The sequence below is a fragment of the Acidovorax sp. SUPP2825 genome (genome assembly GCF_030158995.1).
Lineage (GTDB): Bacteria > Pseudomonadota > Gammaproteobacteria > Burkholderiales > Burkholderiaceae_C > Paracidovorax.
In genome coordinates, this window is record NZ_BQXK01000003.1 from 179,275 (window position 1) to 191,604 (window position 12,330).

The following is a 12,330-nucleotide window of genomic DNA, read 5'->3' on the forward strand; positions in this document are numbered from 1 at the left end:
GCTCAGCGGGCGGCGGCTTCCACCTTCACCCGGGCGTTGGGCGTCTCGCCGAACATCTCGGGCGCGTACATGGCTTCCACGCGGCTCGGGGGCAGCGCGAAGTCGCCCACGTTGTTCAGCCGCACGGTGTATTCCGCCTTGATGGTGCCCTTGGGCAGGTACTCGTAGTAGCTGCGGTAGGCCTCGAAGCTGCGCTCCTCGAAGGCCGCCCAGGCGCTGCCAGAGCGCTTCTCGCCCTGCGTGGCGATCTCGGAATCGCGCCCCAGGCCGCTGCCCAGGATGGTGGCGCCGCCCGGGATCGGGTCGGTCAGGGCCACCCAGGTCATGTCGGCGCTGGCGTTCACCTCCAGCGTCACGCGCAGCACGTCGCCGCGCGTGTACTTGCCAGGCACGGCCTGCTCGACCGGGGTGATGGTCTTCTTGATGGCGTAGCCGGCCGCGAACGGCGCCTTGAGCTGAATGGCCGCGACCGACTGCAGCGTGAGCCACGGTTTGCCGGTGCCCTGGTGGGTGACCGCCAGGTTCTCCTTGCCGCCCGTGGCCGACCAGGGCAGGAACATGCTGTTGTTCTTGAAGTTGCCGGGCGATGCGGGTGCGCCGAACCAGGTGGTCTGGTGCGCCGCGCCCGTGGCGTCGCTCGCCTTCACGCGCTCGACCTTCGCCCAGTCCACGCTGGCGTTGCCGCTGCCCAGGGCCGCGCGGGTGACGCCCGCGACGGGCGTGGCCTCGAACTTGGCGCTGAATTTCTCCAGCGCCAGGCCGCCCCACAGGTTGGCGGTGGTGGTGTGCCATGCGCCGTTCTGCTGGCGGCTGATGAAGCCGTTGGCCAGGCGGCCCATGTCGTCCTTCCAGGCCGGGTCGTCCATCACCGCGAGCATGAGGCGGGCGGTGTTGACGTCACCGTTCTGCATCAGCCACCACCAGTAATCGTCGCGCTCGGTGCTGAAGATGAGCTTGGTGCCCTGGTAGCTCAGGCGGGCCTTCAGAACCTGCGTGGCCTCGGCCAGCCGCTGGTCGCGCTGGGGCACGTCGTTCACGCGCTTGAGGATGTTCAGCCAGTCGATCACCGTGTGCGTGGGCCACTGGTTGGGCGCGATGGTGACGCTGCCCAGCATGCGGCCGGAGGCCTTGCCGTAGCGCGACAGCGCCTCGATGGCCGCGATCTTGCGCATGTCCAGGTCCTTGCGCGGGCTCCAGAAGTCGCGCTGGATGCGCCCTTCCACGAACGCGGTCAGGCCGCGCTCCATGGCGGCACGGGCTTCGTCCGGCAGGGCGAACTCGGGATGCAGGCTGGCGGCTTCGTGCGCCGCCGACAGCAGGTAGGCGGTGAGCGTGTCGCTGCCCCGGTTGGCGCTGCCGGCCTGGGGCGGGAAGTAGTTGGCCAGGCCATCGGCGTCCAGGTAGGTGGGCAATTGCGCCACCACGGTCTGCCAGAGGGTGCCGTCGCGCAGGCCCACGGCCTTGCTGGTCTTTTGCTCCAGGCAGGCGAAGGGGTAGTTGGCGAACCAGTCGCGCACGCCCGGCAGGCCTTCGGCCAGCTTGGGCTGCAGCGACATCTTCAGCCCACCGCGGCCCGGCAGCGCATCGGCCGGCGGGTTCACGTCCAGGTTGAAGCTGCCGTCCACCTGCACCAGCGTGGCCTGCTGCACCGTGAGCGGCACCGCGGGGATGATGCGCTGGGTGGCCTTGAGCGCGTCGCGCGCGCCGTTGGCGCCCGCCGTGTCGCGGGCTTCGATCTCCCACAGGATGGCCTCGGTGCGCGTCTGCGCCAGCTGCGCGGGGGCGGTCACGGTCCAGGCCACCTCGCGGGATTCGCCGGGCGGGATGTCCACGCTCTGCTTGTCCAGCTGCAGCAGGGTGGCGCGGGCGGCCACCTCGACCTTCATCGCGGCCTGCGTCGTGTTGCGCAGGGTGATCTGGGCTCGGAACTGATCGTCCTCGCGCACCAGCGGCGGCAGGCCGCTGATGATCTGCAGGTCCTGCGTGGCGCGGATCTGGGTCGCACCGGTGCCGAACAGGCCCGTGCCGGCATCGGCGACAGCCACGATCTTGAACGTGGTGAGTGCATCGTTGAGCGGCACGGTCACCTTGGCCTGACCGTTGGCATCGAGCTGGATCGCGGGCTGCCACAGCAGCAGCGTGTCGAGCAACTCGCGCGCCTGGCTGTGGCCGCCCCCGCCACCCGCTGGCACGGCCTTGCGGCCGTAGTGGCGCCGGCCGATGATTTCCATCTGCGCGGTGGAGGTCTGCACGCCCCAGGAGCGGCGCTGCAGCATGGCATCGAGCAGGTTCCAGCTGGTGTTGGGCATCAGCTCCAGCAGCGCCTGGTCCACGGCGGCCAGGGCCACCTCGGCGCCGGCCGCGGGCTTGCCGCCGGGCAGCGTGGCGGTGATGGTGACCTGCGCCTTGCCGCGCACGGGGTAGCTTTCCTTGTCGGCCACCACCTTCACCTGGATCTGGTGGGCCTGCGTGCCCACGCGGATCTCGGCCACGCCCAGGCGGTAGGCGGGCTTGGACAGATCGACCATGGCGGTGGGCGCGACGTATTCCTTGCCCTCGTACCAGAAGGCGCTCCACCACTCGGTCGGCGCCTTGAAGCCCCAGGTGAAGAAGCTGTACCACGGCACCTCGCGCAAGCGGCCGCGCAGGGCGAGCACGCTCACGTAGACGTTGGGGCCCCAGCCCTCCTCGATCTTGACCTGCACGGTCGGGTCCTGGCCGTTGAGCTGCACCACGCGCGTGTCGATGATGCCTTCGCGCTCCACGCTCACCAGCGCCGTCGCGTGGCGGAACGGCATGCGCACCTGCAGCTTGGCGGTCTCGCCGGGCTGGTAGGTTTTCTTTTCGGGCAGCAGGTCGATGCGGTCGTGGTCTTCGCCGCCGAACCAGATCTCGCCCTGGCGCGTGACCCAGACGGACGAGGCCGCCTCGGACGTGTTGCCGTCCTTGTCGCGCGCGGTGGCCACGAGCTCCACTTCGCCGGCTTCTTCGAGCTTGGTCTCGCACAGCAGCAGGCCGCGCGAATCGCTCTTGCCCGTGCAGACGGTGCCCAGGTCTTTCGTCTCGGTCTTGTTGTCGTAGCTGTAGAAGCCGCCCACCATGCGCTTGCGGCTGGTGGTGGTGATGCGGGCGATGGCCTGCACCTGCAGCGGAACGCCCTCCTGCACCTTGCCGTCCAGCCCCAGCGCGAGCGCCTGGAAGCGGATCTTCTGTGCGGCGGAGACCCAGCCTTCGGTCTTGATGCCCGCCACCACGGCAGCGGGCCACAGGGTCTGCGTGCTTCGCAGCGTCTGCACCTCGCCGCTCGGGTCGGCGTAGGTGGCCTCCAGCACCAGCTCCTGCGGCCGGCGCGCCAGGGGCACGTTGTCGATGGCCAGCTTGCCGGCCCCGTTCTTGTCCAGTGTCAGCGCGAGCTTGTCGGCGATGACGCGGGCGTCCTGGCCGGCGGCCGCTTCTTCGTCGTCGCTATGGCTTTGCGATTGCGCGCCGCGCTGGTTGGGCGGCATGAAGCTGAAGGCGTCGAAATCGCTCCACTGGGCGGATTTTCCGCGCACCAGCGCCGACACGCGCACGGGCAGGTTGGCGGCGCCGCCACCGGCCACGTAGTTCACCTGCACGTCGGTGGGCACCGAGCGCACGCGCACCAGGGGCTTCTTGTCGGTGGGCGTGATGCGGCCTTCCAGCACGGGCAGGCGGAACTCCTCGACCCGGAACTGGCCCGACTCGAAGCTGTTGCGGCTGTGCGAGCCGCCCTGCAACTGCACCTGGTACACGCCGAGCTTGGCGGCGGGGGGCACGGCGAAGGTGTTCTCGGCGCTCAGGCCCCCCGTGGCGGTTTTGCGCCAGGTGAGGTCCTGCGTGTATTGCTGGCCGCTGCCCACGTGGGTGATGACCAGGGTGTCGGGCTGCTCGTCCGGCAGGCCGAAGCCCTTGCGGTTCTCGGTGCGCAGCAGGTGCTTCATCGACACGGTTTCGCCGGCACGCAGCAGGGTGCGGTCGAACACGGTGTGGGCGCGCTCGTCGGGGCGGGGTTCCATGCTGGTGGGCAGGTTGAAGCGCCAGGGCTCGATGCCGCGCTGCCAGTCACTCCAGGTGAAGGCCATGTCCTGCACGCCATCGGCGCCCGGAGCGCGCGCGCTCACGAAGTAAGCCTGCTCGCCGCCATCGTCACCCTGGCAGGACGGCGGCTCGGGCGAGAGGCCGTCGAACAGCGCCACGCCCTGCGCGTTGGTCGTGCCCGTGGCCAGTTCGCGGCCGTTGCAGTCGGACACGCGCACCTTGGCGCCCGCCACCACCTGGCCCTTGTCCAGCGTGGTCACCCAGGCGGCCGAATTCTCGCGGCCGAGCTTGAAATGCACGCCCAGGTTGGTCACCAGCGCCGAAGTGCGCACGTACATGGTGCGGCCTTCGCCGTGGCGTTCGTCCAGCAGCGACTTGCCGAGCAGCGGCGAGGCGATCTCCACCACATGGAAGCCCGTGGGCAGCGGAATGCCCACCACCTCGAAGGGCCGCGGGTCGTTGTTGACCGGCTTGGGCAGGTCCAGCGTCTTCACTCCGCCCTGGCCGGACAGCAGCGAGACCATGCGCGACTGCACGTACTCGCTGCTGTCGCTCTCCAGCGCAGCAGGCAGCGCGCCCTTCACGTCGCGGCGGGCGCTCTTGCGACTCACGAGGTAGCCGTCGTAGCGGCGCACCTTGCGGTACCAGGCAATGATGTCGGCGTCGCTGCCGGGCTGCAGGGTGCTCACCTTGGCGGGCGCCGCGCCATCGGCGGGCTTGCCGGCTTCCAGGCCCTGGATCTTGAGCGCGGCCTCGACGTTGCGCAAGGTCACCGGCAGCAAGGCGGGCTCCTTGGGGCCCTCCGCATAGCGCTCGACCACGCCGAACGGCGAGGCGGCGAACTTGGCCAGGGGCGGCATGGCCCCCGTTCCCACCTTGAGCGGGAAGCTGTCGGCATTGCGCAGCGTGCGGCCCGAAGCGTCCTTGAAGTCCTTGGGCAACTGCACCGTGAAAGCCGTCTGCGCCGTGAAGGGCGGGTCGAAGCGCACGCCGTTCACCACGGTGTCGCCATCGCCCTCGCCGTCGATCCGGGGCTTGAGCGTTTCCTTGTCCGAGCGCAGGCGCACCGCCTCGGCCAGCTTGCGCGGCACGGGTGCGTTGAACGACAGGAACATCGGGCGGATCGGCAGGCAGGCCGACTGGGCGTTCTCACGCTCGCAGCGGAAATCGGCGGCGAAGGGCTCGCGCACCTTGTACTCGTAGCGCTTTTCGATGGTGTTGCCGACGCCGCTCGGCGTGGCCACGCCCTTGCCGAAGACGAGTTGCACCCGCCCGCCCGAGGTCAACCGCCGGTTGCAGGCCAGGGTGACGTATTTGAGCGGCTCCTTGGCGGCTGTCTTGTCCAGGCCCTGGGAGGCCAGCAGCCCCTCGCGCTGGGCGCCTTCGATCAGGCGCACCGGAACCCGCTCGCCCACGCCGTCGGCCACGCACCAGACGTTGGCCTGCACGCTGGCCAGGGTCGCCGGGCCATTCAACTGCAGCATGAAGAACTGCTCTTCGTCGATGGGCTGGTAGGTGCCGGGGCGGATGTTCTGAACGTACGGGCCGCCGGTATTGAATGCATAGCTCTTCGTGCCCGACAGCTCGGCGCCGGCCGCCGATTTGAACCCCGACTTCACCTGGGCCGTGCAGCGCACGCCGGGCGGCAGGTCGCTCTTGAAGTCGTAGACCCATTCGCGCTCGCTGGTCCAGCGGCCCGTGCCCTGGCCGGCTTCGGCGTCGGAGCAGCTCACGGAGAGCGGGGCCGGGGCCTTGGGATCGCCGAAATTGACCGCTGGGCCATCGAACTTGGCCACCGCCTGCCGGACGCGGGACACCTCGCCCTGGGGCGAGAAGCTGATGATGGACAGGGCATGGGCCTGGGCGGCCGCGCCCAGGGCCAAGGCCAGCGCCAGGGCGCGGAAGGAATGCGTTGTTGTTGTCATGGCTTTTGCAAAAACGGCGACGGGCCCGGCCCAACGGACCGGCACCCTTTCGAACCCGGCAGCGTAGCCCATCGGCAGGCGGCGAACCACCAGCGCAGTGACGCAGTTGTAAATGGCCTACACCGCCCGCCCCCCTCGCTCCGTGAGAATGGTTTCAATTCCACCCCGGGCGCGCCCATGCCCCCCCCCTCCTCCACCCGCCGCTGGGAAATCGATGCCGTCCGGGGCCTGATGCTCGCCCTGATGACCGTCACGCACCTGCCCACCCGGCTCACGCAGCCGCTGGGGCAGCCGTTCGGCTTCGTCTCGGCGGCCGAGGGCTTCGTGCTGCTCTCGGCGTACATGGCCGGCATGGTCTACGGCCGGCTCGCCTGGCGCAAGACCGTGGCGGACATGCGCCAGGCCTTCTGGCGCCGCGCCCTCAAGATCTATGGCTGCCAGGCGGCCACGCTGCTGTTCCTGTTCACGGTGATCGCCTTCATCGGCATCCGTGTGGACGAGCCCGCCATCAAGGGCATGATGACCTTCTACCTGCTGCACCCGCTGGAGGCCCTGGTGGGCGGGCTGCTGCTGGTGTACGAACCGCCGCTGCTGGACATCCTGCCGCTGTACGTGCTGTTCATGCTGGCCAGCCCCTGGCTGATGACGTTCGCGCTGCGCCGCGGCTGGGCGCCGATCATGGCCGGCAGCGTGCTGCTGTGGCTGCTGGCGCAGTTCGGGCTGTCGCGCTGGTTCTATGACGGCTTCGCGGCGGTGCTGCCCATGCCGATCCCCTTCACCGAAACCGGCGCCTTCGTGATGTGGAGCTGGCAGTTCCTGTGGGTGCTGGGCCTGTGGATGGGCGCGAGCCGCAACGACCCCGAGGCGCCGCCGTTCGATTTCCCGCGCTGGTCGCTGTGGGTGGCCGGCGCCATCGCCGTGGTGTGCATGGTGTGGCGGCATGTGGTCGGCCAGGTGCCGTTCGGAGACGCCAACCCGCAGCTCAACCTGTTGTTCGACAAATGGGCTCTGGGCCCGCTGCGCCTGATCGACCTGATGGCCCTCACGGCGCTGACCATCCGTTTCGGGCCGGCGCTGGCGGCGAAGCTGCCGCGCCAGCACTGGCTGGAAACCCTGGGCGCGGCTTCGCTGCCGGTGTTCTGCGCCCACCTGGTGGTGGTGCTGCTCACCCTGGTGTTCATGGGAGCGGACTACGAGCGGCCCTGGCCGCAGGACATCGCCCTGCTGATCGCCTGTTTTGCTACCCTCTATGCCGTGGCCCGCGTGAGCCTGTGGGTGGACAAGCCGCCCAACGACGATGGTCGCCCGGTGCAGCCCGCACCCGATGCCGGCGGCGGCCCCTCAGCCGCGGGGGCCAGCGGCGCACTGCCGCCAGGCGGCGCCGGTGCCGGCCGGGACGACCCGAGCGCGGCTCAGCGCCCGGTGCTCACCCGCACCAGTGCGGGGTTGCCGGTGGCCACCGTGGCGGCAGGCATGGCGGCCGTGGCGGTAGTGGGCGAAGCGCCGCCCGCCTGCATCGCGGGGGCCGGCGCCACGAACGCGCCGATCACCGTGCGCCACAGGTCGTAGCCGGCATCGTTCATGTGCAGGCGGTCGGGGCCGAAGAGTTCCGCGCGCGGCTGGCCGGAGGCATCGAGCATGGCCGAGAAGACGTCGATGTAGTCGCTGTTGGGCACCGTGCGCACGTACTGCGCCAGCAGGGTGTTGGCCTGCTGCATCTGGGGCATCAGCGCCACGCGCGAAGGGCTGGGCTTGATGGAGATGTAGCTGATGCGGGTGTCGGGAAGTTCGGTGCGTACCGTCTGCACGAACGAGCGGAAGCTCTCCAGGATCTGCTCGGGCGTGCGGCCCTCGGCCAGATCGTTGTCGCCGGCATAGACCATCACATGGCGCGGGCGGTACTGGAGCACCAGGTTTTTCACGAAATGGTTGCAGTCCGCCATGGTGGAGCCGCCGAAACCGCGGTTGATCACCACGGGCAACTGGCGGAAGTCCTCCGCCACGTCGGTCCAGAAACGAATGGTCGAGCTGCCGACGAAGAGAACGCCGCCGGCCTGCGGGAGCCGTTCCTTGTCGGCTGCGGCGAAGGCGTCCATGCTGGACTGCCAGCGCGCATAGGCCGAGGGCGACGTGGCAACCGCCGATGGAGCGGTAGAGTCGGCGGGGGTCGCCTGGGCGGCGAATCCCGCACAGGCCAGGGCCAGGGTCACGAGGGAACGCGTCGGGAAAGCCCGAAGAGAATGCATGGCGACTCCAAAAAGGACTGCAGCGGCGTGTGAGCGATTGTGCTGGCCCGCGTTCCGCAAGCATACAATTTTTACAAATTTACACCAACACCGGCCGCCGGGTTTCCATCGACATGTCTTCCGCTTCCCAGGCCCCAGCGGGCCCTGTGCCGTTCTGGCACCGGCTCAACCAGTTCTTCGCTTTCCCCCTGCAGCGCAAGCCGCTGTTCTACAGCACCGTGCTGGCCGTGTGCAGCATGCTGTACGGCGTGCTGTTCTTCCTGCCGGACGTGCTGGCCGTGCTGCTCATCGAGGTCGGCATCCTGCTGGCCGCGTCGCGCTACGGCTTCAAGGTGGTGGCGATGGGCTCGCGCGGCCTGCAGCGCGCCGAGGATTTCCCCGACCGGCTGGACGACGAATGGACTGCCCTGCCCTGGAAGCTGTTCGGCATCCTGCTGGTGCAGGGCATCGTGGTGGGCTGGCTGCAGCGGGTCAGCACGGGCCTGGCGGAACTCGCCTGGCTGGCCGTGAGCTTCCTGCTGCCGGCCACCATGATCCTGCTGGTGCAGACGGGCAGCCTGTTCGCGTCGCTGAACCCTGCCGCCGCCTGGGGCGTGGTGCGGATCATCGGCTGGCCCTACGGTCTGCTGTGCTTTTTCCTGTTTCTGCTCAGCCAGGGCGCAGCCATCGCGCTGGCGCTGCTGATGCCGCTGTTCAAGGGCTGGCTGCTGCTGCCGCTGGGCAACTGGCTGTTCATCTATTTCGGCTGGGTGATGTGCAGCCTGCTGGGCTACGCCATGTACCAGAACCACGAGGCCTTCGGCATCGACCTGCTGCCCGGCGGCGGGCTGGACGACGATGCCCCGCCCGACCGGCGCACGCCCCGGCAGATCGCGCAGGAGGCGACCGACGCGCTGGTGGCCCAGCAGATCACCGACGGCGACCTGGCCGGTGCCCTGGGCACGGCCTACGAAGACCAGCGCATGCATGGGGATGAATTGCCCGCCCAGCGCCGCTACCACCGCGTGCTGGCGCTGACCGACAAGACCGACACCCTGCTGCTGCATGCCCAGCGCTTCATCCCGCTGCTGCTGAACGCGGGCCAGACGACCGAGGCGCTCAAGGCGTTCCTCACCTGCCGCGAGCGCGACGCGCAGTTCGTGATCACCGACGCGGGCCACACCCTGGCCCTGGCCAACACCGCGTGGAACGGCGGCGATGCCAGGCAGGCCATCGCGCTGCTGGGCGGGTTCGACCGGCGCTTCAAGGGGCATGCGCTGGTGCCCAAGGCCTACGAACTGGTCGCGCGCGTGCTGCTGCAGGGCATGAACCGCCCCGACATGGCCCTCAAGGTGCTCGCCACCCTGCAGGCGCGGCATGCGGACAGCCCCTCGGTGGCGGAGGTGCAATGGCTGCTGCGCGCCCATTTGCCGCAGCCGGCGGCAGGCGGCGAAGCGCCCTCCACGCCTTGAGGCGACGCAGGCAGGCGCCATCGATTTGCTACTGAATTAATAGCAATACGCCCTAGTACTGATTGTGCTGGAACGGGTTTTTGCTTCAAATCCAGGGTTGCCTGGCAGGCGGCCCGCCCTACCGGCCTTCGAGCAGCCGCAGCGGCGCGCTGCCGGGTGCCAGTTGCTGCAACTGCGGCAGCCAGGCCATGGCCTGCTCGCGCCGCCCGGACTGCAGCAGCGCCGTGACCAGCATGCCCACCAGTTCGCCCAGCGCCGCATGCTGCGGCGCGGTGCGGTGCAGGGCCGTGAGCAGCTTCTCGGCGTCGCTCCACTGCCCCGCACGCACGAAGCGGCGCGCCAGGCCCGCCATGTCGTCGGGCACCAGGCGGGCGCTGGGCCGGGCATGGTCCAGGTAGGTGCGGTAGCTGGCGTGCTGGAAGTCCAGCGTGGCGGCGTCCTGCCCCGGCAGCCGAAAGATGCGGCGGGCAGCGCGGTGAAAATCCTCGCCCGCCGGCCACAGGCTGGCGGTCTTGAACCAGGCGCTCAGCACCGGCACATCGCGCGGGCGCAACTGCGCCGCCGCCCGCCACTGCACCAGGGCGCGCTCGAACTGCATCGCCTGGGCCGACTGCCGGGCCTGGGCCACATGGGCATCGAAGCCGTCGTCCGGCGCGGCGGCTGCCTCGGGCGGCGGCGCCTCGATCGCCTTGCGCCGTAACAGCCCGGCGCCCCACATCAGCGCGGCGCCCGTCAGCAGCCCGCCCAGGTGGGCCATGTAGGCCACGCCCCGGCCACTGAGCCAGTGCTGCAGCAACTCGTTGGCGATCCACGCCGGCAACAGCAGCAGCGCGGGCGCGGTGACGTAGTTGAAATAAAAGAACAACTGGTAGAAGAACCGCACGCGGCGCAGCCGGTACAGCACCGCGTACATGCCCATGAGGGCCGACACCGCACCGGACGCTCCCAGGCCGTAGCTGCCTTGGCCTGCATACGCCCACCCGGCCATCAGCGACCCGCCCACGGCCCCCAGCAGGTAGAAGGCCAGGTACCGCCACCGCCCCAGGGCCAGCTCGACGGAGCAACCGAACAGGAACAAGAACACCATGTTGCCCAGCAGGTGGCCCGTGCTGGCATGCAGAAAAGCGGCGGTGATCCAGGTCACGGGCCGCGGGGGCGCGTCCTTTTCGTAGCTCTGCGCCCAGCGGCGGGTGAAAGGCTCGGGCAGCGCCGCCTCATACCGGGCGCGGGCGGCCTTCCAGTCGGCGTACTGCGGGTCGTCCGCGCGCACGACCAGGCCGGCGTGCAGGCGCTTTTGAAAGCCCTCCTCGTGCTCCATCCACCGCAGCAGTGCGTGCTCCCGGTGCGTCGCCAGCATGCGCTGCGCGCGCTCGGCATCGCGGTGGCCGGTGTCCTTGAGCCACTGCACGAAAGGCGGCAGTTCGATGCCGGGCAAGGGACTGTCCAGATAGACCTGCGCCGCCCGGTCCACGGCCTTGGCCTCCCAGCGCTGCGGGCCCCAGAAGACCAGCAGGTTCACCACAATGATCAGCACCGTCATCCATGGCGGGTTGCGCCAGGTGGGGCGGTTGTCCAGCGGGATGGCATAGAACATGGCAGGCCTGCGTCACCTCAAGGCAGGCAACGCCGGGCCCCGCGGGCCGGCCTGCGGCGCCGCGGCAGGAAAGCACGCAACCCTCACTGGGGCACGAAGCCGCTGCGCTGGATGATGCGCGTCCAGGCCTGGGTGTAGGCCTGCTGGCGCGCCGCCAGTTGCTGGGGCGTCATCGACGCCACCGTGAGCCCCAGGGCCGTGAGCTGCCGGTTCACGTCGGGCTGGGCGACCACCTTGGCCAGCGCCTGCGAGAAGCGGGTGACGAACGCAGCCGGCGTACCGGTGGGCGCGTAGAAGCCGTAGTAGGGCAGGTCTTCGAAGCCTTTCAGCCCCAACTCGTCGAACGTGGGCACATCCGGCAGCGCGGCCTGGCGCTGGGTGCCCAGCACGGCCAGCACGCGCACCTTGCCGCCCTTGTGGTTTTCGATGAAGTCCTGCACCGAGGCCACCCCGGCGGGAATCTGGTTGCCCAGCATGTCGGCGATCATGGGCGCGCTGCCGCGGTATGGCGCCGCCACCAGGTCGATGCGGTACTTCTCGCCGATGAGCTTTACCAGAAACTCCGGCGTGGAGGCCGGGGCCGGGATGCCCACCGCGCCCTTGCCCCCGCCCTGGGTGGTGACCCACTGCACGTAGTCGTTGAACGACCTGGCCGGCGACGCGCCGGACACGGCAAAGGCATTCACGAAGGTGGCCACGCCGCCGACCGGCACGAAGTCGTGCACGGGGTCGTAGCCCGGGTGCTTGACCACCTGCGGCAGGATGGAGATGGTGTGGTCGTGCGACAGGAACACGGTGTGCCCGTCGGCCGGCGCGGCCTTGAGGGCCTGGGCGGCGATCTGCCCGCCCGCGCCGGGGCGGTTGTCCACCACCACCGGGGCGCCCAGCTCGTCCTTGAGCTTGTCGGACAGCAGCCGCGCGATCGCGTCGGTGCCCCCGCCCGGCGGAAAGCCCACCAGGATGCGGATCGGCGGGCCGGCCGGCGGCGTCTGGGCCGAGGCCACGGCGGCGACCGCCGTGGCGCCCAACCAGACCGCGGCGCGGGCCATGCGCAA

At 69.7% G+C, this 12,330-nt stretch carries 5 protein-coding genes and 1 pseudogene; 2 read left to right on the forward strand and 4 right to left on the reverse strand.

The window, feature by feature from the left end; all coding sequences use genetic code 11:
- Window positions 1–2: 2 nt before the first annotated feature.
- On the reverse strand, window positions 3–5,984 hold the full coding sequence (locus tag AVAK2825_RS05650; protein WP_284394994.1) for an alpha-2-macroglobulin family protein: 5,982 nt from the start codon (window positions 5,982–5,984) through the stop codon (window positions 3–5).
- Between the two features lie 243 nt (window positions 5,985–6,227).
- Here AVAK2825_RS05650 and opgC point away from each other — a divergent pair.
- Window positions 6,228–7,202, forward strand: a pseudogene (gene opgC, locus AVAK2825_RS05655) (OpgC domain-containing protein); the annotation flags it as partial.
- Window positions 7,203–7,396: 194 nt separating this feature from the next.
- On the opposite strand, the gene AVAK2825_RS05660 reads toward opgC, so the two are convergent.
- Window positions 7,397–8,230, reverse strand: a complete 834-nt coding sequence (locus AVAK2825_RS05660) for an SGNH/GDSL hydrolase family protein (protein ID WP_284394996.1) — start codon at window positions 8,228–8,230, stop codon at window positions 7,397–7,399.
- A 113-nt stretch (window positions 8,231–8,343) separates the two neighbouring features.
- Here AVAK2825_RS05660 and AVAK2825_RS05665 point away from each other — a divergent pair, with 113 nt between their 5' ends.
- Complete coding sequence (locus AVAK2825_RS05665; protein WP_284394998.1) at window positions 8,344–9,681, forward strand: tetratricopeptide repeat protein; 1,338 nt, start codon at window positions 8,344–8,346, stop codon at window positions 9,679–9,681.
- Window positions 9,682–9,799: 118 nt separating this feature from the next.
- Here the strand turns inward: AVAK2825_RS05665 and AVAK2825_RS05670 are convergent, their stop codons facing one another.
- Window positions 9,800–11,275, reverse strand: coding sequence for a rhomboid family protein (locus AVAK2825_RS05670; RefSeq protein ID WP_284395000.1), 1,476 nt, complete (start codon window positions 11,273–11,275; stop codon window positions 9,800–9,802).
- An 83-nt stretch (window positions 11,276–11,358) separates the two neighbouring features.
- Entirely contained in the window at window positions 11,359–12,324 is a 966-nt protein-coding gene (locus AVAK2825_RS05675; protein ID WP_502870495.1) for a Bug family tripartite tricarboxylate transporter substrate binding protein, read from the reverse strand.
- Window positions 12,325–12,330 lie beyond the last annotated feature (6 nt).

What these genes read in the sequence shown, in the direction of transcription:
- AVAK2825_RS05650 (WP_284394994.1), bottom strand. Translation starts at nt 5,984, where the DNA reads ATGACAACAACAACGCATTCCTTCCGCGCCCTGGCGCTGGCCTTGGCC.
- AVAK2825_RS05660 (WP_284394996.1), bottom strand. Translation starts at nt 8,230, where the DNA reads ATGCATTCTCTTCGGGCTTTCCCGACGCGTTCCCTCGTGACCCTGGCC.
- AVAK2825_RS05665 (WP_284394998.1), top strand. Translation starts at nt 8,344, where the DNA reads ATGTCTTCCGCTTCCCAGGCCCCAGCGGGCCCTGTGCCGTTCTGGCAC.
- AVAK2825_RS05670 (WP_284395000.1), bottom strand. Translation starts at nt 11,275, where the DNA reads ATGTTCTATGCCATCCCGCTGGACAACCGCCCCACCTGGCGCAACCCG.
- AVAK2825_RS05675 (WP_502870495.1), bottom strand. Translation starts at nt 12,324, where the DNA reads ATGGCCCGCGCCGCGGTCTGGTTGGGCGCCACGGCGGTCGCCGCCGTG.